This is a genomic window from Gordonia sp. NPDC003585 (assembly GCF_040610755.1).
Lineage (GTDB): Bacteria > Actinomycetota > Actinomycetes > Mycobacteriales > Mycobacteriaceae > Gordonia.
Map to the genome: position 1 here is coordinate 1 of NZ_JBEXMX010000056.1, position 26,062 is coordinate 26,062.

Below are 26,062 nucleotides of genomic sequence, written 5' to 3' on the forward strand. Positions count from 1 at the left end.
GCCCGAGGTGTAGCCGTCGCTTCCGCCCCGCGGACCGGGTCCCCCGCCGGATCCGGGTCCACCGCCGCGACCTCCACCGGCATTACCCCCACCACCTCCGAAGCCGCCGGGGCCCCGACCTGGACCGTTGCCATCGGGCGCCGTGCCCGAACCACGACCCGGACCACCCATCATCTGCCCCTGGTCACCGGTCAACGACGAGTGATAGACACCGATCGCCGAGGCCTGCACCAGGATCGGCACGAGGACGAACCAGAGCGGTAGGTAGAATGCGGCCACCACGGTGAGCACCTCCGCGGTGTAGAAATACCGATCGTGCATCGCCGGCAGCAGGAACGGCACGATCACGGCCGAGGCGGTGGTGACCACCAGAATCGACGTCGGGGTCACGGCGGGCCGTTTCCACACCGACCAGGCGAGGAAGGCGAGGATCACCGTCGCGGCCAGCGCGATTCCCAGGTGGGCCAACCAGGTGGCGTCGCCGGCGATCGGGATCAGTTGATACAGGTTGGCGGCACCCAGCGTCAGTTGTTTGTAGGAGTCGGTCTGGTCGAGATACACCGACAACGCCTCACTCCACGGCGCACCCGCGAGAACCGCAGGCATTACGAGCGCGACGAACACCGCCGGGATCGCGAGCAGCGTGTACCACGGGATGCGGCGTCGGATCAGCAGCCAGGCCAGGACCGGCAGCACGAACACCGCTTGCAGCTTGAACGACAGCGACAATCCGAAGAACACGCACGCCCACACCGAGTTCCCTACGTACGCCGAGTGGGTGATCCCCTTCATCTGCGCGCGCAGCAGGAAGTACACACCGCCGAGTGCCAACGCCGAATAGATGGCGTCGGCCTGACCCCAGTAGGCGCTGTTCGCGATCACCGACGGTAGGAGCGCCACGACACCAAAGGCCAACGCCCGCAACCAGAATCGGTCGGTCCGCAGCCCGACGATCCGGTAGGCGAAGAGGGCGAGCACGAAGTCGAAGACGATCGAGACCGCCTTGATGCCGACCAGCGGCGGGATGCCCGCGACGGTCAGCCCATAGATCAGATAGAGGTACGGATAGTTGTAATCGGCGAACCGGGATGCGAAGGCAGAGAATCCCTGGCTGTCAAGAGTGTCGTACCAGCGGCCGAGAAACGCACGATAGTCCAGGGTTTCGACGTCGAGGAAGCGGATGCGGACACCCAGTGCGATCACGACCACTGCACCGATGACGGTCCATCGGATCCATCGGGGCGGATCGGAGACGAGACGCCGTACGTCGGACCCCGACGAGGGTGCCCTTGCGTCGGTGGTCAGGTGCGCAGGAGGTGCCGCCGCGACGGCCTCGGCTGTGGTCATGCTTCCACTGTGGTTGCCGAAGCTGGGAATCCGGTGTCAGCGAACTGCGAGCTTCACGATGGTGCCGCGGGTGTTGTGATGCGCTCTCGCGTTGCCGTGACAGTGCGCGCAGCCCACGGCCCGGTCGCAACGAAAGCCAGAACCAGCAGCACGACGCCGCAGATCGCCATCACCAGCCACACCGGTGCGGAAGCCGACGCCAGTTGCGATTCCCCGCCGTCGCCGAGCCGCGCGAACGCAAGAGCACCGAACACCGCGACACCCAGGGATATACCCACCTGACGGCTCGTCGAAGCTATCGCCGACGCAACGCCGGCCTGATCGCGCGGCATACCGGACACGGCCGCGTTGGTGATGGGCGCGTTGATCATGCCCATGCCCACTCCGAGGGCCAGATACGCGAATCCGAGGTACCACAGGCTCGTGTCGTTGGAGATCTGCGTGAGCATGAGCCCGCTGACCACGACGGCCACGCCCGAGATCACCATCGGAGTGCGGGATCCACGCTCGGCCACCAAGCGGCCCGACACGGGCGCGAACACGCCGTTGGCGACCGCCATCGGCAACGTCATCAACCCCGCCTCGAAGGGCGTGAATCCACGCCCTTGCTGGAGGTAGAGGGTGTTGAGCAGGAGGAACCCGCCCATCGCGCTGAAGGCGACGATCGCGCTGATCACCGAACTGCTGAACGGCACGCTGCGGAAGAATCGCATGTCGAGCAGCGGCTCGACGCGCCGGTTCTCCACCACGACGAGGGCGACGACGGAGATCGCCGCCATGACGAAGACGCCGATCACGACGCCTGAGGTCCAGCCCAGCGTGCGGCCCTCGATGATGCCGAAGGTCAGCGTCGCGAGAAACACGAGGATGAGCACCTGCCCGAGCGGATCGAATCTCCGGGCCCGCGGCGCCTTCGATTCGGGAATCAAGATGGCAGTCAGAACGAACGCGGCCAGGCACACCGGGACGTTGAGCCAGAAGATGGCCTCCCAGCCCACACCGTCGACGAGTGCACCGCCCACCAGTGGCCCGACCGCCATGCTCACTCCGATTGCCGCGCCCCACATACCGATGGCACGCGCACGTTCCTTCGGGTCCGTGAAGGTGTTGGTGATGATCGACATGGCCACCGGATTCAGCATCGACCCGCCGACGGCCTGGATCATCCGAGCGCCGATGAGCATCTCGGGCGAGATCGACAGCGAACAGAGAATCGACCCGATCCCGAACACCGTGAGTCCGACCTGGAAGATGCGCTTGCGACCGAGACGATCACCCAGCGAGCCGCCGAGCATCAGCAAACTGGCGAGCACCAGCGTGTAGGCGTCGATCACCCATTGCAGCTGCGAGGGCGTCGCTCCCAGATCCGAACTGATCGACGGCAATGCGACGTTGACGGCCGAGACGTCGATGCCGACGATGAACAGGCTCAAGCAACAGGTCGCCAGGATGGCGAGCCGCCGACGCCTTCCGAGAGTGGATATGTCACCGCCCGGTGCCGAGTACGTGCGAATGTTCATGCGCCTGTCGACATCCCCTCTGTTGACATCCCCTCTGCCGCCTGTTGCAGCAGACCGAGGAGACGACCGAGTTCCCGGCGTCCGTCGGCGTCGAGCGCCTCGAACATGGTGGGGGCCACGCTCGGGTCGGCCGCGACGTCGGCAACGATCCGCGCGCCATCAGTGGTGATGGTGACCAGCCGGGATCGCCGGTCGGTCGGGTGCGGCTCCCGGGTCACCAGACCGCGGGAGACGAGGTCGTCGACGATTCCACTCGCCGCCGGCGCGTCGACCCCCAGCCGGGCCGCCAGTTCGCGTTGCGGCATGGCCTTCACCGCGATTCGCCGCAGCGCCCGAAACCGGCTGAAGGGCATGTCGGTCAGCTCACTGATCCGGGCATGCGCGCCCGACTGATAATCGCGCACGAGACTGTTCATCGCGAACCACAGTTCGGTCACGGCCGGGGCAGCCTTGTCCGAGTCGGTTGTAGTCATACAACTGTTGTATTCCTACAACTACTTCGTGTCAACCCCTCGGCCCGGAGATCACGTGTTGAAGTACTTGGCCTCGGGATGATGCAGCACGAAGGCATCGGTGGACTGCTCGGGATGCAGTTGCAGCTCCTCGGAGAGCTCAACCCCGATCCGCTCGGGTTCGAGCAACTCCATCATCTTCGCCCGATCCTCGAGATTCGGGCATGCACCGTAGCCGAAGGAGAAACGGGCACCGCGATACTCGAGGTCGAAGAAGCCCTGCGCGTTGTCCGGATCCTCGCTGTCCATGGCGCGCTCGCCGAAACGAAGCTCACTACGCACCCGCTGATGCCAATACTCGGCCAGGGCCTCGGTCAGCTGCACGCCGATGCCGTGCACCTCGAGGTAGTCGCGGTAGGAGTCGGCGGCGAACAGTTCGTTCGCGAAGTCCGCGATCGGCTGCCCCATGGTGACCAACTGGAATGGCAACACATCCACCCGGCCATCCAGCTGTGCAGCCTCTCGCGAGCGGATGAAGTCCGCGATGCACAGAAAGCGCGACCGATGCTGGCGTGGGAAGTCGAAACTGAACCGCACCGGCGCGTCCGGGGTCGGCTCGGTCAGCACGTGCACGGTGTCGCCGTCGCTGATCGCCGGGAAGTACCCGTACACCACCGCCGCGTGCTGCAGGATGCCCTCGGTCGACAGCCGGTCGATCCAGTGGCGCAGACGCGGGCGTCCTTCGGTCTCCACGAGCTCTTCGTACGACGGACCTTCGCCACCGCGTGCACCGCGCAGACCCCACTGCCCGAGGAACAATGCGCGCTCGTCCAGCAACTGCATGTACTCGGCGACCGGAACACCCTTCACGATGCGGGTACCCCAGAACGGCGGCTCGGGAATGTCGTTGTCGGCGACCACATCCGAGCGCGCCGGCACCTCCACCGGCTCTTCGGCGGCCTTACGCTTGGCCGCGATGCGCTTGGACCGGTCGTGGCGGGCCTTGCGTTCGGCGGCCTTCTCGGCGGCGGCGATCGCCTCGGGGCTGTCCGGGTCGGGTCCCTCCCCGCGTTTGGTCGCCATGATCTCGTCCATCAACCGCAGTCCCTCGAAGGCGTCGCGTGCGTAGTGCACGTCGCCCTCATAGGTTTCGGACAGATCGTTCTCCACGTACGAGCGAGTGAGAGCCGCGCCACCGAGCAGCACCGGATAGGAGTCGGCAAGCCCGCGGGCGTTGATCTCCTCGAGGTTCTCCTTCATCACCACGGTCGACTTCACCAGCAGACCCGACATGCCGATGACGTCGGCCTTCTTGTCCGCGGCGACGTCGAGGATGGTGGTGATGGGCTGCTTGATGCCGATGTTCACGACCTCGTAGCCGTTGTTGGACAGGATGATGTCGACGAGATTCTTCCCGATGTCGTGGACGTCGCCCTTGACCGTCGCCAGCACGATGCGGCCCTTGCCGTCCTCGCCCGTCGACTCCATGTGCGGTTCCAGATGTGCCACAGCGGTTTTCATGACCTCAGCCGACTGCAGCACGAACGGCAACTGCATCTGCCCGGAACCGAACAGCTCGCCGACGGTCTTCATGCCCGAAAGCAGCGTCTCGTTGATGATCGCCAGCGGCGGCTTTTCTGTCATCGCCGTGTCGAGGTCGTCTTCGAGGCCGTTGCGTTCACCGTCGACGATGCGCCGTTCGAGCCGTTCGAACAGCGGCAGCCGGGCGAGTTCGGCGGCCCGCGATTCGCGCGCCGACGCCGCCGACACCCCCTCGAAGAGCTCCATCAGTTTCTGCAGCGGGTCGTAGGCAGGTGCGTCATCGGTCGCCGGACGCCGACGGTCGTACACCAGATCGAGCGCGACCTCGCGCTGCTCGTCGGGTATCCGCGCCATCGGCAGGATCTTCGACGCATGCACGATGGCGGTGTCGAGGCCTGCCTGCACGCACTCGTGCAGGAACACCGAGTTCAACACCTGCCGGGCAGCCGGGTTGAGCCCGAACGAGATGTTCGAGATGCCGAGGGTGAAGTGCACGTCCGGATGTGCCTCGTGGATGCGGCGGATCGCCTCGATGGTCTCGATGCCGTCGCGGCGGACCTCCTCCTGACCGGTGGAGATCGGGAAGGTGAGGGCGTCGATGATGATGTCCTCTTCGGCCAGACCCCAGTTCCCGGTGATGTCGGCGAAGAGGCGTTCGGCGACCCGGATCTTCCAGTCCGCGGTGCGCGCCTGCCCTTCTTCGTCGATGGTCAGTGCAACGACGGCCGCACCGTGCTCGACGACGAGCTCCATGATGCGGGTGAACCGCGATTCCGGCCCGTCACCGTCCTCGTAGTTGACCGAGTTGACCGCGCAGCGGCCACCGAGGGACTCGAGTCCGGCGCGGATCACTTCGGGCTCGGTGGAGTCGAGCATGATCGGCAGCGTCGACGAGGTCGCGAAACGCCCGGCCAGCGCCGTCATGTCGGCGGCACCGTCGCGTCCGACGTAGTCGATGTTGAGGTCGAGCATGTGCGCGCCGTCGCGGGTCTGATCCTTCGCGATGTCGAGACAGCGCTGGTAGTCCTCGGCGAGCATCGCATCGCGGAAGGCCTTGGAGCCGTTCGAGTTCGTGCGTTCGCCGATCACCAGGAAGCTGGCGTCCTGGTCGAACGGAACCGCCGTGTACAGCGACGACGTCTCCGATTCGTGCTCGGGAACGCGGACCGCGGGTGTGGCGTCGGCGACCGCCGCGACGACCTGCCGGATGTGTTCGGGAGTGGTGCCGCAACACCCACCGACGAAGCCGAGTCCGAACTCGGAGACGAACGACGCCAGCGCTTCGGCGAGCTCGCCGGGTGTCAGCGGGTATTCGGCACCGTTGGGTCCCAGAACGGGCAGACCGGCGTTGGGCATCACAGATACCGGGACCCGGGCATGTCGGGACAGGTAACGCAGGTGTTCACTCATCTCGGCCGGCCCGGTGGCGCAGTTGAGGCCGATCATGTCGATCCCGAGGGGTTCGATGGCCGTCAGAGCGGCACCGATCTCCGAACCGAGGAGCATGGTCCCGGTGGTCTCGACCGTGACGTGCGAAATGATCGGGATGCGACGGCCGAGTTCGTCCATGGCGCGACGTGCGGCGACCACCGCAGCCTTGACCTGCAGGAGGTCCTGGGAGGTCTCCACCAGGATCGCGTCGGCCCCGCCGTCGAGCATGCCGGCAACACACTCGTAGTAGGCGTCGCGGATGACGGCGAAGGTGGTGTGGCCGAGGCTGGGCAGCTTGGTCCCGGGTCCGATCGAGCCGAGCACATAGCGATCGGTGCCGTCGGCCGAGCGACCCATCTCGTCGGCGACCCCGCGAGCGATCGCGGTGCCCTTGTAGGCGAGTTCCCGAATGCGGTCGGCGATGTCGTAATCACCCAGATTGGAGAGATTGCAGCCGAAGGTGTTGGTCTCCACGGCGTCGGCCCCGGCCTCGAAGTAGGCGCGGTGGATTCCCTCCAGCACGTCGGGGCGGTTGTCGTTGAGGATCTCGTTGCAGCCCTCGAGGCCGTTGAAATCGTCCAGCGTGAGGTCGGCGGCCTGCAGCATGGTGCCCATCGCTCCGTCGCCGATGAGCACGCGCCGCGACATCGCCGACATGAATGTCGTGTCGAAGTCGGCGTGCGGTGTGCGGTGATCGGAGGACATGGTGGTCAGCGTAGTTCGCTCTCTCTCGGGGTTCGGTCGTAGGCTGGTTCGGTGAACGCTGAGCAGATGCCGAATCTTCCCCAGCTGCGCCGTCCCATCCTGCTGGCAGCCTTTGAGGGCTGGAACGACGCCGGTGACGCTGCGAGCAGCGCTGTCGAGCACCTGGCGTTGATGTGGGACGCCGAGCCGCTCATCGACATCGACTCGGACGAATACTACGACTTCCAGGTCAACCGACCCACCATCAAGCAGATCGACGGTGTCACCCGCCGCATCGACTGGCCCACGACGTCGATCTCGTACTGCAGCCCGGTCGGTGCCGACCGTGACATCGTACTCGTCCGCGGAATCGAGCCGAACATGCGCTGGCGCGGCTTCTGCGCGGAGATCGTCGAACTCGCAGACCGCCTCGGCGTCGAGACCACCGTGATGCTCGGCGCACTCCTCGCCGACACTCCGCACACCCGCCCGGTGCCGGTCACCGGCAGCGCCTTCAGCAGCGAGTCGGCCGCCCGCTACAACCTGGCCGAAAGCCGCTACGAGGGCCCGACCGGCATCACCGGGGTCCTGCAGGACATGTTCGTGCAGGCCGGGATGCCCGCGGTGTCGTTCTGGGCGGCCGTCCCCCACTATGTGTCCGCCCCGCCCAACCCCAAGGCGACGGTCGCGCTGCTCACCCGGGTCGAGGAGGTACTCGACATCGAGGTCCCGCTAGGCGCGCTGCCGGAGCAGGCCGAGGACTGGGAGCAGGCCGTCACCGAGATGACCGAGGACGACGAGGAGATCGCCGAGTACGTCCGGGGTCTCGAAGAACGTGGTGACGCCGAGGTCGACACCGACGAGGTCATGGCGAAGATCGACGGCGATGCGCTCGCGGCGGAATTCGAGCGCTACCTCAAGCGGCGTGGTGGGCCGGGATCGTTCGGTGGTTGATCGGTCCGGAGCCAGCCGGGGCTAGCCGATTTTCTCGATCGACACCACCGGCGTGGTGATGCGCCAGGTACGCACGTCCGGGTCGTCGGCGGCCCGAACCCAGAATTGCGCCGACTCCCCCACCCGGCACGACTTCACGCCGAGCAGCGGAATGTCCTCGGAGTCGCGCCGCAGTCTGCTGACGGTCCACTCTTCGTCGTCAGTGCCACCCACGCCGGGTGCGCGCAACAAAGTCTTGTCGTCCAGGTCGAGAAGATAGGTCGACGTCCGGGTGACGACAGTCCACACCCCGGAGTCGGTGTCCGGCTTGATCTCCTGCACGCGAGCCACGCGAGCACTGTACCGACTCGCGGCCGCAACCACACTGCAGGGTTTGTCAGATGATCTCGACGCCCAGTAGCGCGTCGACGGCCCTGGCCAACTCGCCGGGCGCGTCGGCGAAGCCGCCGATTCCGAGTTCGACGTCGGCACACCAAGCGTCGAGCGCGGCAAGCGCTTTCGGGGTGTCCAGATCGTCGGCGAGGTGTTGACGTACGCGGGCGATCACGGGTGCGGCATCCGGACCCGACGTGGCCGCCGCGGCGGTACGCCACCGCTGCAGACGCTGCTTGGCCGTGTCGAGGACCGCGTCGGTCCACATGCGGTCGGCGCGATAGTGATCCGCGAGCAGTGCCACCCGGATGGCGGCGGGGTCGACGCCGGCGCGCCGCAGCGCGGACACGAACACGAGGTTGCCGCGGCTCTTGGACATCTTCTCGCCGTCGAGGCCGACCATCCCCGTGTGCACGTAGTGCCGGGCGAATCGGCGCGCCCCGCGCAGAGCCTCGCCGTGCGCGGCGGAGAACTCGTGATGGGGAAAGATCAGGTCGTTTCCGCCGCCCTGGATGTCGAACTCGATCCCGAGCCGGTTCAACGCGATGGCCGCACACTCGATGTGCCAGCCGGGCCGGCCTGGGCCGAAGGGCGACTCCCACGACGGCTCACCCGGACGCACGGCTCGCCACAGAGCGGCGTCGAGCGGGTCCCGTTTACCCGGGCGGTCGGGGTCGCCGCCGCGTTCGGCGAAGAACTTCTCCATCGTCGCGCGGTCGTAGCCCGACTCGTATCCGAACTGTTCGGTCGCGTCGGCGCGGAAGTACACGTCGGGGAACTCCGGGTCGTCGACGACATAGGCCGCTCCGGAGGTCAGCAGTTTCTCCACCACCTCGACGACCTCGCCGATCGATTCGATCGCACCGATGTAGTCGCGCGGGGGTAGGACGCGCAACGCGGTCATGTCATCGCGGTAGAGCTGGATCTCGCGGCTCCCCAGCTCGCGCCAATCCACCCCGTCGCGTTCGGCCCGCTCGAACAGCGGATCATCGACGTCGGTGATGTTCTGCACGTAGTGCACGTCGTGCCCCTGGTCGCGCAGCACCCGGTTGACCTGATCGAAGGTCACATAGGTGGCCGCGTGGCCGAGATGGGTGGCGTCGTACGGGGTGATGCCACAGACGTACATCCTCGCCGTCGGGCCGGGCGCCACCGGCCGAATCGCGCGGTCGGCGGTGTCGTAGAGGCGGAGTGCTGGAGAGTCCCCGGCTACCACCGGGACATCTGGATCGGGCCAGGACTGCATGCCTCCACTGTATTGGCAGCCTCCCGGTCGCCCTCCGCTGCCCGCCGGCTAGGTGCGAGCCTGCGAGCCTCGGAGCCCCTGGCGAGGGAACATTGTCGTCTCACCAGGCCCTTCGAGGCTCTCGGCTAGCGCCTCGAGCACCTCAGGGAGCGGGAGGGGCGCCTCGAGCACCTCAGGGAGCTGTCAGAACGGCGGCCACGGAATCGGGCGGTGGCCGGGCGGCAGGGGCATGGCGGTCGTCTCGGCGATCACGAGCGTGCGAAGGGCAAGTGCGTCGATCTCGTCCCCGGTGATGTGCTCGGCCAGATCCGAACGCAGATCGTCGTCCGGCGATTCCAGCCGCCGCGCGAGATCGGCGAGGTCGGCGACGAGGTGCGCGGGCACGGTCTCACCCGCCCAGCCCCAGAGGACCGTGCGCAGTTTGTCCTCGGAATGCAGGCAGATGCCGTGGTCGATGCCGTAGACCCCGCCGTCCAGCCCCTCGAGAACGTGCCCGCCCTTACGGTCGGCGTTGTTGAGGATGACGTCGAGGACAGCCATCCGCTGCAGCCGCGGGTCGTCGGCGTGCACCAGTACCACCGGCTCGCCGATCGAGTCGAACGCTCGCAACACGGCCCGGTAGCCGACCGGAACGGCTCCCGGCGGGCACAGGTCGACCAGGTCCACCCGACCGTCCGGCAACTCACTCGGCGCACTCGGATGCGGGCGGTCGGTGTTGTCGGGTGTGTCGACCCACCGCTGGACCATGCCGAATCCCACGGGACCGTCACGCAGGACCGTCTCCGGGATGACACCCCACCCCAACGCATCGGAGATCAGGTACGACGCCACCTCGCGTCCGGCCAGGGTGCCGTCGGGGAAGTCCCAGAGCGGCACTTCACCCCGGACCGGTTTGTACACGCATCGCAGTTCGACGTCGTCGAGAACGACGTCGCACACGAGGGTCGCGTTACTGGCCGACGGAATCCGTCCCAGAACCACCAACTCGCCTCGTCGGAGGACGTCGACGACCTCCGCCGAGGATGATCCGGAGCCGGCCGGGTGGGGTTCTCCCTCGCCGATGCCCATGGGCTCACCGACCGACATCTCAGGCCCGCGGGCCGGACCCCGGCCCGTCCTCGGCAGACGGGTCGTCCGGCGAGTCGTCTGTCTGGTCGTCCTCCTCGGATGTCTCGAGCAGGCCGGGATCACCCTGGGCGGCCAGGCTGTTGAACACCTCGGGATCGATGAAGTCGAGCGATTTGCTCAGTTCGGCGCCGCGACGGTAGCCGTTGGTCCGCACGCAGAGGTGGCCGTCCGGGTCGAGCGGCTCACCACACATCGGGCACGGCTGACGTCCCGCCGAGATCACCGCGGACGAGCGCGCGGCGAACTCCCGCGCCGCCTCGGTGGACAGGAACACCCGAACGGCGTCGGGCCCCTCCTCGGTGTCGTCGAGCACGACACTCTCGTCGAATTCCCCCTCGGTGATGGCGAGCAGTTCGACCACCACGGCCTCCGACTCGGCGTCCCAGCCCAGCCCCATCGTGCCCACCCGGAACTCCGCGTCGACCGGCATCACCAGCGGACTGAGATCGTCGACCTGGTCGGTCTCCGGAGGTATCGGGGTGCCGAAGCGGCGATGGATCTCGTCGAGGAGTGCGCCGATACGGTCGGCGAGGATCTGGACCTGCTGCTTCTCCAGCATGACGCTGACAATGCGGGTTTCGTGCACGGCCTGGAGGTAAAACGTCCGATCGCCCGGCTGGCCGATGGTCCCGGCGACGAAGCGGTCCGGACTTCGGAACACGTGGATCGCGCGTGACATCACATCACCTCCCTGTCTGTGGGTCCCATTATCCCGCTGCCGGCGCGCTGCCCGCAGGCCCAACCGGCGCAGGCATCTCGTCGTGGGCGGTTCCGGTGCTGCCCCCGACCACCGCGTCATCGGCGGCGTCGTGCGCCGACCCGTTTGAATCGTCGGCGGTGGCACCCGGGTTTGCTTGCACCGGTGGCGGTTTCGGCACCGACAGCACCTCGGTGGTGTTCACCGTGTGCACGTACGGGCGAGTTGAGCCGTAGCGGATCACGCTGATCGACGCCGGATCGACGACGATGCGCTGGAAAGAATCCAGATGCATACCCATCGCGTCGGCGATCACCGACTTGATCACGTCGCCATGCGAACACGCCACCCAGACGCCCGAACCGTCCTCGCCGCCGTAGATGCGGTCGAGCGAGCGGATCGCGGCGACCGCCCGCGCCTGGACGTCCGCGAGTCCCTCGCCGTCCGGGAACACCGCTGCCGACGGCTGCTGCTGGACCACCTTCCACAGCGGTTCGGAGAGCAACTCGCGGATCGGACGGTTGGTCCACCCCCCGTAGTCGACCTCGGCGAGCGCGTCGACCACGACCTCGGGCACATCCTTGCGACCGTCTGAACCGTCGGTGGTCAACGCCGCGAGGAGCGGTGCCACCGTCTCTGCGCATCGCTGCAACGGGGAACGCGCGACGGCCCGGATCTCGTCACGGCAGACGCCGAGCCTGCGGACCAGGTCGTCGGCCTGCGCACGGCCGGTGTCGTCGAGACCCACACCGACGGTTCGTCCGGCGAGCACGCCCGAGGTGTTGGCCGTGGAGCGCCCATGGCGCACCAGAATCACGGTCATGAACCAACCTTAAGCACTGCCGAGGACGCACGTCTCACGTGGCGCTGATGGTCCCGGTCGTCAGCAGGATGATCACGAAGACACCGAGGATCACCCGGTAGGCGCCGAACCAGTTCATCGAGTGATGTCCGACGAACTTCAGCAACCACGCGATGGCCGCATAGCCGACGACGAAGGCGACGAGGGTCGCCACCAGCAACTGAGGTCCGGTCGACTGCATGCCCTCGCCGCTGGGGTGAAAGGCGTCGGGCAGGCTGAACAGGCCCGACGCGGTGACCGCGGGAATCGCGAGCAGGAACGAGAAGCGGAACGCAGCCTCGCGTTCGAGCCCGAGGAACAGCCCGGCGCTCGCGGTTGCGCCCGATCGGGACACGCCGGGCACGAGCGCCAGACACTGGGATGCGCCCATCACGAGTCCGTCGCGCAGGGTCAGCTGCTCCATCGAGCGCCGCTTTGTGCCGTAGCGTTCGGCCAGCCAGAACACACCCGAGAACAGGATCAGCACCGTCGCGACCAACCACAGGTTGCGTCCGGTGGTGCGGATCTCGTCCTTGAACACGAACCCGATCACACCGATCGGGATGGTTGCGAAGATCACATACCAGCCGATGCGGTAGTCGAGTCCGCGTTCGTCGGCGTTGCGCAGCCCGCGAAACCAGGCGGTCACGATGCGCACGATGTCCCGGGCGAAGTACACGAGCACGGCGGCCTCGGTCCCGAGTTGCGTGACCGCGGTGAACGACGCGCCCGCGTCCTCGCCGAACCAGAGTTCGGAGGCGATCCGCAGGTGGCCGGACGACGAGATCGGCAAGAACTCGGTCAAGCCCTGCAATGCACCCAGCACGATCGACTGGGTCCAGGTCATGGTGTCAGACATGCTCGACCCGGCCTGTGTCGATCCGGCCTGTGTTGATCCGGCCTGTGTTGATCGGGCCTGTGTTGATCGGCCCCAGGGTTCTCCGCACAATGCGATTGGCATGAGTCACGGCGCCCGATCGTACGCGGCGCCCGCGGCAGCGCTCGTCGAGCGCACCGACCCGCCGAGTCCGCCCCGACCTCTCTGCGCAGTCTCGGTTCACGCAAGATGGGGTCATGCAGCATTTCCGCGTCCGGGTCGTCGGCGCTCTCGCCGCCGTCGCCCTCACGCTCGTCGTTGCCGGATGCGGTTCGTCGACCGACGACCGCCCGGATGTACCGACCGTGACCCCGGCGAGCGCGCTCGACTCGCCGCCTGCCCGCACCCCCGCCGGGGTCGTCGTGCCCGCCCCGGCCGGTGCGCGGGCGATGGCGCTGTCGGGGCCCACGCTTGCGCTGCTGTCATCGGACGGACGTTCTGTGCAGCGGTATGCCACCGCGTCGCTCCCGAACACACCGACCGGGCCCCGAACAACGACTGGCACCCCGACGCCGACCGCTGAGCTGACGGTGTTGACCGGGGTCGGCGACGGAACCTTCGTCGGCGCCGGACCCGACACCCTGCTACGTATCGACGCGAACGGACGCACCACAGCCACCCCCACCGAGGTCGCCGCGCCCACCGCGGTTGCGGTGACGGCTGATCGGCGCACGGTGATCGGCACCGACACCGGGCATGTCGTCGTCTTCGGTCCCGACGGGGCACGTCAACGTGACATCGCCGGCTTCGTCCGGGTCGACGACCTGACCGTCTCGCCATCCGGCGCAGACCTTGCGGCCGAACAGGTCGTCGTCCTGGACCGGGCACAGTCGTCGGTGACGCCGATCGACCTCGACACCGGGGAACTCGGTCCCGCGTTGCGAGCCGGAAACGGTGCCACGACGTCGACCGTCGACCGCTACGGACGAGTCCTCGTGGCCAACACCCGCGACAACGAGATCATCGGATTCTTCGGCTCGCCGCTGGTGATGCGGTTCCGCTATCCGCTACCCGACGGCCCGTACGCCGTAGACTACGACGACAAGCGAAACCTGCTGTGGGTGTCGACAACCGGGAACAACGAGGTGGTGGCCTATGACCTTGCCGACGGTGAGCCCCGTGAGACGACCCGCTTCTCCTCGGTCACACAACCTGACCGCATCGCCGTCGACGACTCCACCGGGGTGGTTTACGTCCTCTCCGCACGTGACGGCGGATTGCAGGTCGTCGCACCCGCCGGGCAGCGTCCACAGGGGCCGCAGGGCGGGTGATCATGTCGGCTAAGGGACACCGTCACCTGACCCCGCAGGGTCGAGTCGGAGCACGGCTCGGCGCCCGGTATCCGGCGGGCTGGGAGGTCACGTCCGAGGACTACGAGTGCCTGCTGCTCCGGCTTCCACCGGAGGTGACCCGCGTGACCGCGTCGATGCGCCTGGCGCTCGAAGCCGAGTTCGGTGGCTGGGAATTGTCGCGTGTGCGGCTCTACTCGGATGGCACGCGCAAAGTGCTGCTCCGCCGCAAACGTCCGCCACGCCGTCCCGGTCCCGGCCACCCCGATCGAAACCATCCCGGACAGGACGCGACCGCGTGCTGAGAAGAAGCCTGCATGCCGTGAACGGCGTGGCGTACCCGCTGCTGCTCAAACTGATGTTCCTGCTCTCCCCGGAACGGATTCACCACATCGCTTTCACCGCGATCAGCCTCACCGGGCGCGTGGCTCCCCTACGTTTCGGGGCGGCCAGGGTTCTGGCCACCCACGATCCCGTCCTGCGTCAGCGGGTGTTCGGCGTCGACTTCCCCGCCCCGTTCGGGCTCGCGGCCGGCTTCGACAAGTCGGCGGGCGCGGTGAACGCTTGGGGACAGCTGGGTTTCGGCTTCGCCGAGATCGGGACCATCACCGGTCGCGCCCAGCCGGGCAACCCGGCGCCCCGGCTCTTCCGCCTGCCCGCCGATCGCGCGCTGATCAATCGGATGGGCTTCAACAATCCGGGCGCCGACGCGGCAGCCGAACATCTGGCCAAGGTCCGGCCCGGGCCGGTTGCCGTCCCCATCGGAGCCAATATCGGCAAGACCAAGGCCGTAGCCGTCGAGGACGCCGTCGACGACTACCGCTACTCGGCCCGGCTGCTCGGCCCGCTGGCCGACTTCGTCGTCGTGAACGTCAGCTCGCCCAACACGCCCGGCCTGCGCGACCTGCAGGCCGTGGACTCGTTGCGCCCCATCCTCACTGCGGTGCAGGACGAAGTCAGCGTGCCCGTCCTGGTCAAGATCGCTCCCGATCTCGCCGACGATGACATCGACGCGGTCGCCGACCTCGCCGTCGAACTCGGACTGGCCGGCATCGTCGCCACCAACACGACCATCTCTCGAACCGGTCTGCGCACACCCGAGGACGATGTGGCAGCGATGGGTGCGGGTGGCCTGTCGGGCGCGCCGCTCGCCGACCGATCCCTGGCCGTGCTGCGCCGGCTGTACACACGCGTCGGCGGCCGTATCGCCCTGGTCTGCGCCGGTGGCATTGAAACCCCCGACCAGGCGTGGGAGCGCATCTGCGCAGGAGCCGACCTCCTGCAGGGCTACACCGGCTTCATCTACGGCGGACCGTTGTGGGTCAACGAGATCCACAACGGCCTCGCCGAGCGGGTACGGCAGGCCGGCTTCGCTTCCCTCGCCGACGCGGTCGGCAGCGATAATCGGGCCGGCTAAGGGCCTATACGTCTTCGGAAGGCTGTTCGTAGGTGCCGACGATCGTCGCGCGGCCGATCGCATGCGAGAACAGATTGAATCCGAGGTAGGCAGGCGTCGCACCGTCGGGCAACTCCAGCGATGCCACGTCCACCGCGTGCACGACGACGAAGTAGCGATGCGGGCCGTGTCCGGGGGGCGGCGCCGCCCCGATGAAACGCTTCACCGAAGCGTCACCGGCCAGGCTCACCGCGCCGTCGGGCAGGCCGCTGCCGGACTCGTCGCCGGCACCCTCGGGCAGACTCGTCACCGAGGCGGGGATGTCGGCGACCGCCCAGTGCCAGAATCCCGATGCCGTCGGGGCGTCGGGGTCGTACACGGTGACCGCGAAACTCTTGGTGTCCGAAGGGAATCCCGACCAGCTCAGCTGCGGCGACAGGTCTTCTCCCCCGGCACCCATGATGCCGCTCACCTGCTGGTTGCGCAGCGGCCGGCCGTCGGTGACGCTGTCGGAGGTCAGCGTGAAGCCCGGCAGGCTGGGCAACGCGTCATAGGGATCGAAACTCGGCATCGGGTCAACCCTTCTCGTCTGCTGGTGGTGTTCACCACCATATGCGTCTATTGCGGCGCGGTGGTCAACTGTGGTGCAGAAAGTGCTCAAACACTTTGGTGCCGAACAGAAGTGCGTCCACGGGAACCCGCTCGTCGACGCCGTGGAAGAGCGCGGCGAAGTCGAGGTCGGCGGGAAGTTGCAGCGGCGCGAACCCGAAGCAGCGGATGCCGAGCTTGGCGAAGGCCTTCGCGTCGGTGCCGCCGGACAACATGTACGGGACCGTTTTGCCGTCCGGATCGTGAGCGAGGATCGCGTCGTTCATCGCATCGACGAGGTGGCCGTCGAAGGTCGTCTCGTACGAGTCGAGATGGCTGATCCACTCGCGGGTGACGTTGGGTCCGATGAGTTCGTCGATCTCCTTCTCGAACGCGGCCTGCCGCCCGGGCAGCACCCGGCAGTCCACCACGGCTTCGGCCTTCTGCGGGATGACATTGGCCTTGTAGCCCGCCTTGAGCATGGTCGGATTGGCGGTGTCGCGGAGCGTGGCGCCGATGATCCGGGCGAGACTGCCGAGCTTGAACAGCGTGGTGTCGAGGTCCGGCGCGTCGGGTCGCAGATCGAGCCCGGTCTCCTCGGATACGGCGGCCAGGAATTCGGCCACCGAATCGGAGATGACCAACGGAAAGGTGTGGCGACCGATGCGGGCCACCGCCTCGGCGACCTCCGTGACGGCATTGTCGGCGTGCAGGAACGAGCCGTGGCCTGCGGTGGCGTCGGCGGTGAGGCGCATCCAGGCGATGCCCTTTTCGGCGGTTTCCACCAGGTAGAGGCGTCGTTGCGTGCCGTCCGGTCGGTCGACGGTCAGCGAGAAGCCGCCGACCTCACCCACCGCCTCAGTGATGCCCTCGAACAGGTCGGAGCGGTTCTCCACCAGCCAGTGCGAACCCCACTTCCCCCCGGCCTCCTCGTCGGCGAGGAAGGCGAACACGATCTCGCGCGGCGGAACCGTGCCGTCCCGTTTGAACTGGCGGGCCAGCGCCAACGCCATGCCGGCCATGTCCTTCATGTCGATGGCGCCCCGACCCCAGATGTAACCGTCGGCCACCGACCCGGAAAACGGGTGCACGCTCCAGTCGGCGGGTTCGGCAGGCACGACGTCGAGATGGGCATGGACGAGGAGCGCCCCGTGTTCTGAATCGGGCGGACCGGCCAGGCGGGCGAACACATTGCCGCGACCCGGACGCCCGGATTCGACATACTGCGTTGTGTAGCCGACCTCTTCAAGCTGCTGGGCGACCCATTTCGCGCACTCCTCCTCACCCTTGGTGGTCTCCGGTTCCCCGGTGTTGCTGGTATCGAACTGGATCAGCCGGCTGACCAGATCGACCACTTCGTCGACCGCGCGTGGGCCCTCACTCTGGGAAGTCACACCTGTTTCCTACGGGATTTGGGATAGACGGGCAACCTCGGTTATGGTTGTGCGCGCTGTGGTGGCGACCAGTTCGCCGCCGACGCGTCCGAGTGGCGGAATGGCAGACGCGCTAGCTTGAGGTGCTAGTGCCCTATTAACGGGCGTGGGGGTTCAAGTCCCCCCTCGGACACCACCGACAACCCCCGGTCATCGACCGGGGGTTGTCTGCACTCTGGTTCAGTTTGAAAGGCAACGGTATGCGCATATACGCATCCGCGGGCCTATCGATGTCATCGGGGACGGCCATCGGGTGGTCATCGACAGTCGGAAGCGCGATCCGCGCGGCGACGATGATCCACGAAAAATAGGGGAAGAAACTCGTCCCCTATCCCTGGAGTCCTCCCCGCGAACTTTCTCGCGGACGACTCAACAAGCAGGGGCAGAAAGTAGGGGAAAAACCTTCCCCTACTTTCAGTGGTCCGGCGCCTCGCTGACGTGGCCCGTTCGCCTGCCCTTCGAGGCATCCCTCGGCCGGCGCCTCGGGCACCTCAGAGAGCGGTGGGGTGGTGGACGCTTATGCGCAGGCCAGAGCGCTAGTCACCTAACTCTTCGGATCAGGACGGACCGGCGAGCGCGGCGATTCGTCCTGTCGGATAGGGCAATTCGATGCCGTGCTGTTCGTAGGCACGCAGCACGTCGCGGCGGATGCGGCGAGACACCGACCACTGGCTGTTCGGTTTCGTCTTCAATGTCATACGCAGAGTGATCATGTCGGGCGCGACGTCCTGGACGCCGAGCATCTCCGGTTCGGCGAGCACGTCGTCGCGAATACCGTCGTCGCGCACCGCATTCCGTGCGGCCTCCAGCGCGACCTCTTGTGCCCGGTCCACATCTGCGCTGAGTGCGACCGGAACCTCGACCCGGGCGACGGCATACTCCTGACTCATGTTGCCGACGCGGATGATCTCGCCGTTGCGCACGTACCAGAGTGTGCCGTCGATGTCGCGCAGGGTGGTGATCCGCAAACCGACCGACTCGACTTCGCCGGTCGCCTCGCCGAGATCGACGATGTCACCGACGCCGTACTGATCCTCGAGGAGCATGAAGATGCCGCTGACAAAGTCGCGGACAAGGTTCTGCGCACCGAAACCTATTGCGAGACCGACAACTCCGGCCGACGCGATGAACGGCGCGATGTTCACGCCGAGAACGCTGAGGACCGACAGCACCACCCAGACCAGCAGAATCATGGACACCGTCGACTTGAGCACGGACCCGATCGTCCGGGCACGCTGTGCGCGGCGCTCGGCAGCCTCCGGGTTACGTGTTGCCGGCGTCCGTTCACGGAGGTGTCTGATCAGGAACGGCTTCGACGCGCCGTCCCGTCCCCCGGCGCCCGGCCGGCGGGTGGCGCGATCGATCGCCCGGTGCATCACGAATCGAACAATCAAAGCGATGACGACATACGAGGCGATCCGGATTGGATTCTCGATGATCCACTCGCGATTTGTCTCCGTCCATTCGAAAGCAAGGTGAGTAGTCATGTGCACCCACCGTACGGATCTCACACGGGGTGTCGAATCGTCCACGGATGCATACGCGCGAGAATGGGCGGGTGACCCAGCATCTGTTCTTCGACTGCGACACCGGCATCGACGATTCGGTCGCGCTGCTGTACCTGCTGGCCCGGACCGACGTCGATCTCGTCGGTGTGGCCTCGACCGCCGGTAACGTCCCGGTCGACGTCGTCGCAGCCAACAATCTCGCCTGGCTTGCGCTGTGCGGACGCACCGACATCCCCGTGCACGTCGGGTCGGCGTCGCCGCTCGTGGCCGATCTCATGACCACCGAAGACACCCACGGTCCCCTCGGCGTCGGATACGCCGAGCTACCGGCGGCCTCCGTGCTGCCGAGCCCGGTGACCTCCGCCGATGCGTGGATCGACGCGACCCGCGCGCATGCCGGCGAGTTGGTCGGACTGGTCACCGGCCCGCTGACCTCGCTGGCCACCGCCGTCCGCCGCGACCCAGACCTGCCGGGACGACTCCGCCGACTGGTGATCATGGGTGGCGCATTTCACACTCACGGAAACACCACTCCCGTCTCGGAATGGAACGTCGCGGTCGACCCGGAGGCCGCCGCCGAGGTGTTCGCGGCTTTCGGCAGCGGTCCCGCGCCGGCACCGATCGTGTGCGCACTCGACCTCACCGAGTCGGTGGCGCTGACACCCGACCACCTGGTGCGTCTTGCTGCCGCGGCATCGAGTTCGCCGATCGAGTACGCCGATCCGGGCGACGAGCGCGGCTTGCGGTCGGTCGCCGACAATCCCGTCATCCGGCATCTCATGGACGCGCTGCGCTTCTACCTCGAGTTCCATGACGAGCACGACGAGGGGTACATCGCGCATCTCCACGATCCGTTCGCGGCACTGGTCGCACTCGCCCCCGACATCGTGAGCACCATTCCGGCCCGCGTGTCGGTCGAACTGACCGGCACGCACACGCGCGGGATGACGGTCGCCGACGAACGCTCGATGACACCCGGCGGACCCAACGCGCGCATCGCGGTCGCCACCGATGTGGATGCGGTCTTCGACGAGCTCATCGACCGTATCGGACGGTTCGCCAAAGACGTGGTGGCCGAACCGAACTCGCAGCGGCCACCGCAGTGAATCGGAATTCTTCCGACCCGGTCCACCCGCGCGGCGTAGCGTTGCGCCTGTGACACGACTCGGATACCAGATCCCCAACTTCACCTATCCCGGCGTGGAACCCGAGCGACTGTTCCCCGCCATCACTCGTCAGGCGGTCGACGCCGAGACCCACGGATTCGACACGATCTTCGTGATGGATCACTTCTACCAACTGCCGATCCTCGGTACGCCGGATCAGGAGATGGTCGAGTGCTACACGCTGCTCTCGGCACTGGCCCAGCACACGTCCCGGGCGCGGCTGTCGGCCCTCGTGACCGGAAACACCTACCGCAATCCCACCCTGCTCGCGAAGACCGTCACCGCGCTCGACGTGGTGTCGGAAGGACGGGCCCAGCTCGGGATCGGCGCCGGATGGTTCGAACTCGAACACGATGCCCTCGGCTTCGAATTCGGCACATTCACCGACCGTTTCCAGAAGCTCGAAGAAGCCCTCGTGATCATTCTCGGCATGCTGCGCGGCGAACGGCCCAGCCTCGACGGCAAGTGGTACCGCGTTCACGACGCGATCAACTCGCCCGCTCCCCTGGGACGGATTCCGGTGATGATCGGTGGCGGTGGCGAACGCAAGACTCTGCGGCTCGTCGCACAGTATGCCGACGAATCCAACTTGATCTGCGCCCCGAACGAGATCGCACGCAAACTCGACGCCCTCGCCGGCCACTGCGAGACGCTCGGTCGGGACAGGTCGGAAATCACTGTGACACTGCAGACGTCCGCCTGTATCGCACCGACACACGACCAGGCAACGCACGAGTTCGAGGCATATCTCGCACGCAATCCCGCAGCCGAGGTCCGTCGGGCGTCGACGATTGTCGGCGACCCCGACGAGGTGGCGGCCCGCTACACCGATCTGTTGGCCACCGGGATCGACGGCGTGACCGTCAACGCACCGGCGAACTGCCACATCGACGGCCGTGTCGCGCTGCTCGGCCAGACACTCGCCCCGTTGATCACGTAGTTCGCGGAGCTCAGTCGTCTCCGTCGGCCTCGTGATGGTCGAGGTTGACGGTCCCGCTGCGCCAGTACCCGTCCACCTTGACGCGGTTCTTCGGCAGGCCGAGTTCGCGACGGAGGTAACGGCGGATCGGCTTGAGAGAGTTCGCCTCACCGGCCACCCAGCAATAGAACTCGCCGGCCGGCATCTCGTGAGACCGGATGGCGTCGTAGAGCAGCGTGCTGTTTCCGGGTGCCGCGTCGCCGCGATGCAGAACGTGCACCGTGGTCGACGGTCGGTCGGGCAATTCGACCTCGGCGTCGGGCCCGGACACCTCGACGAAGGCGATCACCCGCTTGTCCGCGGGCAGTTCCTCGAGCCAACGCGCCAGCGCCGGGATCGCTGTGTCATCGGCGCCGAGGAGATAGGCGTCGTATCCGGTCGGATAAATGTGCGAGCCGCGAGGTCCGAGCATGCCGAGGCGATCGCCGCGGGTTGCCGTCGCAGCCCAGGACCCGGCGACGCCGTGCGTGTGCACCACGAAGTCGATGTCGAGCAGGCCGGCCGCCCGGTCGAACGCACGCACCGTGTAGTCCCGGTAGATCGGAAACGGCCCCTCGGTGGGCAACTGCATGCCATCCGAGCCGGTTTGGGGCATCTCGACCCGGCCGGTGTCGGGGTGAGCGAAGAAGAGTTTGACGTGGTCGTCGGGCGCCATGTGGACGAAGTGGAAGCCATCCGGTTCGGTGATCCGGAACGTGACCCGCTTCATCTGCGGACTGAGGTCTGCGACCGCCTCGACCTCGATGGTGCGCGCCACGAGATCGTGCATGGTGAGCCGGAGCTCGGTGGAGTGCGGTCGCAGGTCGGTGCCGTTCATGCTTGGTGCCCCATGGGAAGGTGAGACTACCCTAATCGCGAACCGAGAGGAGTCGTGGTGCCGCGCTCGATCTATCTCGACGTGTCCCCGTTGCGGGACAGCGCGCCATTCCGGCGAATCTTTGTCGCACGGTTGATCTCGCTCGTGGCGATCGGTCTACTCCTGGTGTCGGTTCCGGTCCAGATGTGGAATCTCACGCAATCGAGTGCTCAGGTGGGTGCGGCCACCGCAGTCACCGGCGCCACCACCTTCCTCGGAATGCTCGTCGGCGGGACGCTCGCCGACCGTTTCGACCGCAAACGCCTGATCCTGGTGGGCCGCACGGGTGCCGGTGCATCATTTGCCGGTTTGGCCGCAAATGCGTTCGGCGCCTACGGTGGTGAGCCGAGCGTGGCGATCGTCTATCTCCTCGCCGGAGTCGACGGCCTCATCGGCGCTTTGTCCACGTCTGCGTTGATGGCGGCGGTACCGACGCTGATTCCCCGCGAAAAGCTGGTGGCGGTAGGCGCTTTGAGTTCATTGACGGTTCGGCTGGGCACCGCCGTGTCTCCCGGCATCGCCGGTCTCCTGATCGCATCGGCCGGGGTCGAATGGGCGTACGTCACCGCCGCTGCGCTCGCGACGATCACCGTCCTCATCCTGATCGGGCTGCCGGCGATGCCACCGGACGGTCCGCGCATGTCAGACGGACCGCTTCCCGAGCGGCCCTCACTGATGCGCTTCCTGTCGACGACGCCCGTCGTCCCGGGGGTGATGGCGGTTGGGGTGCTCGCGATGCTGGGCGCCGGTGTCGTCGCTCTGCTGCCCGGCCTGGTGGCCGAACGCTTCGGCGGCAGCGCCGCCGTCACGGGTGCGATGTATGCGGCGGTGGCAACCGGTGCGATGATCGCGGCGCTCACCAGTGGCTGGATGACAGATCTGCGTCGCCCCGGACTGGTTTTGCTGGCCGCGCTGATCCTCGCCTTCTCGGCGCAGATACTGTTCGGCCTCGCACCCCTGCTGTGGTTGGCGATCGGTCTGCTGCTCACCGTCGGTTTCCTGGAAGCTGCGCAGGAAGTGTTGCGCTATGCGCTGATCCAGCGGAACACTCCGGGACCGCTGCTCGGTCGGGTGAACGGGATCTGGATGGCGCAGGAGGTCGGCGGCGTGACAGTGGGTGCCGTGGTGGCCGGACTGATCGGCTCCGCATGGGGCGCCTCCGACGCGATCGTCTACTACGGCATCGTGATGGTGGGCTTGTCGATCGCTGCGGCGCTGCTCTTGTCTGGGCTGAGGGGCACACGCGGCCGCAACCCGGCTCAGGTCCGAGGCGACGTGGAGCGCACGAGCAGGTGAGGTTACCCTCACAGGGATGTCAATCGTGAAGTACCTCTCCCAGTTGCTGCGCACGAGTGTCGTCGCCGTGGTGGCGATCGCCGTGTGCTCGATCACCGCCTGTACGGCACCCACCGAGGAGGAGACCCACGAGGTCACGGTGGAACTGCTCGGTGGGCACACGGCAACGGTCGACGTGCCAACGAAGCCCCAGCGCGTGATCAGCCTGCTCAGCAACTGGACCTCGACGCTGGCAGCACTCGACATCCCGATCACCGCCGAGTTCGTTTAAGACGGGTACGGCGGCCCGAACAACTCCTTCCCGTGGACACCCGAACACGACGCGGAGGTGGTGGTGATCCAGGCCGATACACTCCCCACCGTCGACGCGATGGCCCGATTCGAGCCCGACCTCATCATCGCCGGCACCGCCCTCGACGCCGATCGCTTCGCCGCCTACACCAAACTCGCACCGACGATCACCGTGCTGAATCCGAATGGGCCAGTCGACAGTTGGCAGGACATCGCCACCGCAGCAGGCAAGATCTTCGGCAAGGAAACCGCCGCCGCGGACCTTGTTGGACGCACCCAACGCAACGTCGACGCCTTCAAGGCGAAGTACCCTGCCGCGGCAGGCAAGACGTTCACCTACGCGCTGTTTCAGACCACAGGCAGCTTCGGGGCCATCAACTCGACCAAGGATCCCGCTGCCGCTCTCCTCACCGAATTGGGTTTTGTTCTGAATCCGCGTCTCGCTGCCATGAACAAGGGGGCGGTCACACGCTCGCGCTTGTCGGCCGAGCGCATCGACCTCCTCGATTCCGATCTGCTCCTCGCCTACACGCTGGGCGACCCTGCCGCTCTCGCACGAATTCCCGGCTGGAACTCCCTGACCGCGGTGAAGGACGGGACGGTTCTCTACCTCAACAACGACACCTCCCCCGCCTTCAGCGTCCCGAGCGCACCGTCGGTGGACTACGTCATCGCGACGCTGAGTCCCATCGCATCCCGCCTGTGACATTCCGACGCTTCGGCTGCGACATTCCTCCTGCGACATTCCTCCTGCGACATTCCTCCTGCGTGCACTTCATCTACACCCATCGTCGCCGGCGCGGCCGGCATCAGCGGTCCCTGGACACCGTGCGGGACCGATTCGGCATCCGTTGCGGACCACTCGACCCAAGGCCCTCCGAGACCCACGATGACCGCGGGTACGTCGGGCGGGCGGCCGGGTAGGTCAGCGCGTCGGCCAGCCCTGTCGATCGGCCCAGGCGAGGCCCGTGGCCTCGGCCCACGGCCCCAGTCCGTGCCCGGCAGAGTACTGGCGGAAGTCGATGCGCGCACCGTTGCGTCGTGCCTGCTCGACCCAGTTGCGGGTGAGCGGTTCGAATGCCACTGGGTCAAAATAGCCCTGCTGCACCAGCATCGGCGATCCGAAGCCGGCGGTCGGGACACGGGTGTACTCGCGCAGCGCCGGGATCAGCGGGCCGTCGGCGAGCGGGCGTGAGATCAACTGTCCGACAGTGATACCGCGCGTCGCCCGACCCTGGTTGGGGTAGCACAGCGTCTTGGCGTCGTCGACCACCTTGCGCCCCAACGGCGTCAGATACGACGACACCCGCGCATCGGGCCGGGCGGCGTCCAAGCCTGCCATCACATAGGAGAAATACGTGGCGTAGTCGGGAATCGCTACGGGCGGCACTCCCGGACGCAACAACGAGAAGTAGTCGGCGATGTCGACCGGCGGCGCATTGACCAGACCCCCGACGTTCACCAGCTCCGGCGCGTACGACGACGCGATGCGAGTCGCCCAGATCGCGGTGTGCCCGCCCTGGGAGCCGCCGCCGGTCACGTATCCCCGCGAGGTGGTCCCGGACGTCTTCTGCGATACGAGATTGCGCGCCGCACGCACCGAGTCGATGACGTTACGAGCCGCAGTTTGTCCATCGAGGTAGGTGTGCGGCCCGGGACTTCCGATACCCGCATACTCGCTGGCGGCGATGACATATCCGTCACGCAGCCACGGGCCGAGCCAATCGTCGTATCGGCCGCCCATCCGATCGGTCACCGTGCACTTGCCGCCGAGGCCCGCGGTGCCATGTGCGTAGCCCAGCACCCGCCATCCGCCCAATCGCTTCACCGCGGGGATCATCACGGTGCCCCGGACTCCGATGAGCTTTCCGGTGTGATCCGGGGACAGATACGTGACGCGATAGACCTTGCCGGCGCCGGCCACCCGGGCGTCGGGGGCGGCGGTGATGTCAGTGACGCCTACCAGATCCCCCGCACGCGACGGCGCCGCGTCGACGTGCGCGGACCTGGTTGTTGCGATCAGCATCGACACTCCCGCCACCAGGACCGCGATCACCGCGATCCGCGAGAATCTGCCCAACACCAGCCCACCCGACACCCTGACACCTCTCGGCCGATTCTCATCGCACCCGAGCACGTCGGGCGCCTTAGGTCAACCTAAGTGATCTA

At 66.8% G+C, this 26,062-nt stretch carries 23 protein-coding genes, 1 tRNA gene and 1 pseudogene; 10 read left to right on the forward strand and 15 right to left on the reverse strand.

All coding sequences use genetic code 11. The features are described from left to right. The 4 genes from ABZW74_RS15910 to metH form a co-directional block, all read right to left on the reverse strand. Positions 1-1,347 (reverse strand): hypothetical protein (locus ABZW74_RS15910; RefSeq protein ID WP_355277446.1); only part of this gene is annotated, 1,347 nt, incomplete at its 3' end. 53 nt (positions 1,348-1,400) lie between these two features. Then, the gene (locus tag ABZW74_RS15915) at positions 1,401-2,867 is read right to left on the reverse strand and encodes an MFS transporter (RefSeq protein ID WP_240857304.1); all 1,467 of its coding nucleotides are present in this window, start codon (positions 2,865-2,867) and stop codon (positions 1,401-1,403) included. Next, a complete protein-coding gene (locus tag ABZW74_RS15920) occupies positions 2,864-3,340 on the reverse strand; it encodes a MarR family transcriptional regulator (protein ID WP_355277450.1) in 477 nt (158 codons plus the stop codon). Before ABZW74_RS15920 ends, ABZW74_RS15915 begins: the two co-directional genes overlap by 4 nt. 51 nt (positions 3,341-3,391) lie before the next feature. After that, positions 3,392-6,997, reverse strand: coding sequence for a methionine synthase (gene metH / locus ABZW74_RS15925; RefSeq protein ID WP_355277452.1), 3,606 nt, complete (start codon positions 6,995-6,997; stop codon positions 3,392-3,394). A 51-nt stretch (positions 6,998-7,048) separates the two neighbouring features. Here metH and ABZW74_RS15930 point away from each other — a divergent pair, with 51 nt between their 5' ends. Then, on the forward strand, positions 7,049-7,930 hold the full coding sequence (locus ABZW74_RS15930; protein WP_240857307.1) for a PAC2 family protein: 882 nt from the start codon (positions 7,049-7,051) through the stop codon (positions 7,928-7,930). A 21-nt stretch (positions 7,931-7,951) separates the two neighbouring features. Here the strand turns inward: ABZW74_RS15930 and ABZW74_RS15935 are convergent, their stop codons facing one another. The 6 genes from ABZW74_RS15935 to ABZW74_RS15960 form a co-directional block, all read right to left on the reverse strand. Then, complete coding sequence (locus tag ABZW74_RS15935) at positions 7,952-8,260, reverse strand: hypothetical protein (protein WP_240857308.1); 309 nt, start codon at positions 8,258-8,260, stop codon at positions 7,952-7,954. Between the two features lie 46 nt (positions 8,261-8,306). Continuing rightward, complete coding sequence (mshC, locus tag ABZW74_RS15940; protein ID WP_240857309.1) at positions 8,307-9,548, reverse strand: cysteine--1-D-myo-inosityl 2-amino-2-deoxy-alpha-D-glucopyranoside ligase; 1,242 nt, start codon at positions 9,546-9,548, stop codon at positions 8,307-8,309. A gap of 183 nt (positions 9,549-9,731) precedes the next feature. Further along, positions 9,732-10,616, reverse strand: coding sequence for an SCO1664 family protein (locus ABZW74_RS15945; protein WP_355277456.1), 885 nt, complete (start codon positions 10,614-10,616; stop codon positions 9,732-9,734). Between the two features lie 19 nt (positions 10,617-10,635). After that, positions 10,636-11,355, reverse strand: a complete 720-nt coding sequence (locus ABZW74_RS15950) for a DUF3090 domain-containing protein (RefSeq protein WP_240857311.1) — start codon at positions 11,353-11,355, stop codon at positions 10,636-10,638. 28 nt (positions 11,356-11,383) lie between these two features. Then, complete coding sequence (locus ABZW74_RS15955) at positions 11,384-12,196, reverse strand: MSMEG_4193 family putative phosphomutase (RefSeq protein ID WP_240857312.1); 813 nt, start codon at positions 12,194-12,196, stop codon at positions 11,384-11,386. Between the two features lie 34 nt (positions 12,197-12,230). Beyond that, the gene (locus ABZW74_RS15960; RefSeq protein ID WP_240857313.1) at positions 12,231-13,073 is read right to left on the reverse strand and encodes an undecaprenyl-diphosphate phosphatase; all 843 of its coding nucleotides are present in this window, start codon (positions 13,071-13,073) and stop codon (positions 12,231-12,233) included. 215 nt (positions 13,074-13,288) lie between these two features. On the opposite strand from ABZW74_RS15960, the gene ABZW74_RS15965 reads away from it, so the two are divergent. The 3 genes from ABZW74_RS15965 to ABZW74_RS15975 are packed head-to-tail and all read left to right on the forward strand — an operon-like array spanning position 13,289 to position 15,797. Then, a complete protein-coding gene (locus ABZW74_RS15965) occupies positions 13,289-14,362 on the forward strand; it encodes a hypothetical protein (protein ID WP_240857314.1) in 1,074 nt (357 codons plus the stop codon). 2 nt (positions 14,363-14,364) lie between these two features. Beyond that, the gene (locus ABZW74_RS15970; protein ID WP_240857315.1) at positions 14,365-14,685 is read left to right on the forward strand and encodes a DUF5703 family protein; all 321 of its coding nucleotides are present in this window, start codon (positions 14,365-14,367) and stop codon (positions 14,683-14,685) included. A gap of 17 nt (positions 14,686-14,702) precedes the next feature. Then, positions 14,703-15,797: a quinone-dependent dihydroorotate dehydrogenase gene (locus ABZW74_RS15975; RefSeq protein ID WP_355277460.1), complete on the forward strand. Its 1,095-nt coding sequence runs from the start codon at positions 14,703-14,705 to the stop codon at positions 15,795-15,797. Positions 15,798-15,801: 4 nt separating this feature from the next. Here ABZW74_RS15975 and ABZW74_RS15980 read toward each other — a convergent pair whose 3' ends face one another. Both ABZW74_RS15980 and ABZW74_RS15985 read right to left on the reverse strand, forming a co-directional pair. Beyond that, entirely contained in the window at positions 15,802-16,347 is a 546-nt protein-coding gene (locus ABZW74_RS15980; protein WP_240857316.1) for a YbhB/YbcL family Raf kinase inhibitor-like protein, read from the reverse strand. A gap of 64 nt (positions 16,348-16,411) precedes the next feature. After that, positions 16,412-17,758, reverse strand: coding sequence for a M20/M25/M40 family metallo-hydrolase (locus tag ABZW74_RS15985; protein ID WP_240857317.1), 1,347 nt, complete (start codon positions 17,756-17,758; stop codon positions 16,412-16,414). An 86-nt stretch (positions 17,759-17,844) separates the two neighbouring features. Between ABZW74_RS15985 and ABZW74_RS15990 the strand changes: the two genes are divergently transcribed. Next, a tRNA-Leu gene (locus ABZW74_RS15990) sits at positions 17,845-17,933 on the forward strand. Between the two features lie 421 nt (positions 17,934-18,354). Here the strand turns inward: ABZW74_RS15990 and ABZW74_RS15995 are convergent. After that, entirely contained in the window at positions 18,355-19,284 is a 930-nt protein-coding gene (locus tag ABZW74_RS15995) for a mechanosensitive ion channel family protein (RefSeq protein WP_240857318.1), read from the reverse strand. A 71-nt stretch (positions 19,285-19,355) separates the two neighbouring features. On the opposite strand from ABZW74_RS15995, the gene ABZW74_RS16000 reads away from it, so the two are divergent. Together ABZW74_RS16000 and ABZW74_RS16005 are read left to right on the forward strand one after the other, a co-directional pair. Then, positions 19,356-20,411 (forward strand): nucleoside hydrolase, encoded by a 1,056-nt coding sequence (locus ABZW74_RS16000; protein ID WP_308221029.1) that lies wholly within the window; start codon positions 19,356-19,358, stop codon positions 20,409-20,411. Positions 20,412-20,460: 49 nt separating this feature from the next. Continuing rightward, positions 20,461-21,411, forward strand: coding sequence for an LLM class F420-dependent oxidoreductase (locus ABZW74_RS16005; RefSeq protein ID WP_355277464.1), 951 nt, complete (start codon positions 20,461-20,463; stop codon positions 21,409-21,411). 10 nt (positions 21,412-21,421) lie between these two features. On the opposite strand, the gene ABZW74_RS16010 is transcribed toward ABZW74_RS16005, so the two are convergent. Continuing rightward, positions 21,422-22,267 (reverse strand): siderophore-interacting protein, encoded by an 846-nt coding sequence (locus ABZW74_RS16010; protein ID WP_240857321.1) that lies wholly within the window; start codon positions 22,265-22,267, stop codon positions 21,422-21,424. Between the two features lie 54 nt (positions 22,268-22,321). Here ABZW74_RS16010 and entS point away from each other — a divergent pair, with 54 nt between their 5' ends. The 3 genes and pseudogenes from entS to ABZW74_RS16025 all read left to right on the forward strand — a co-directional run. Further along, complete coding sequence (entS, locus tag ABZW74_RS16015) at positions 22,322-23,602, forward strand: enterobactin transporter EntS (protein WP_355277467.1); 1,281 nt, start codon at positions 22,322-22,324, stop codon at positions 23,600-23,602. Positions 23,603-23,618: 16 nt separating this feature from the next. Next, positions 23,619-23,873, forward strand: a complete 255-nt coding sequence (locus ABZW74_RS16020) for a hypothetical protein (RefSeq protein ID WP_355277469.1) — start codon at positions 23,619-23,621, stop codon at positions 23,871-23,873. A 33-nt stretch (positions 23,874-23,906) separates the two neighbouring features. After that, positions 23,907-24,599: pseudogene (locus tag ABZW74_RS16025) on the forward strand (ABC transporter substrate-binding protein); the annotation flags it as partial. 219 nt (positions 24,600-24,818) lie between these two features. Here the strand turns inward: ABZW74_RS16025 and ABZW74_RS16030 are convergent. Next, complete coding sequence (locus ABZW74_RS16030) at positions 24,819-25,991, reverse strand: lipase family protein (RefSeq protein WP_355277472.1); 1,173 nt, start codon at positions 25,989-25,991, stop codon at positions 24,819-24,821. Between the last annotated feature and the right edge of the window lie 71 nt (positions 25,992-26,062).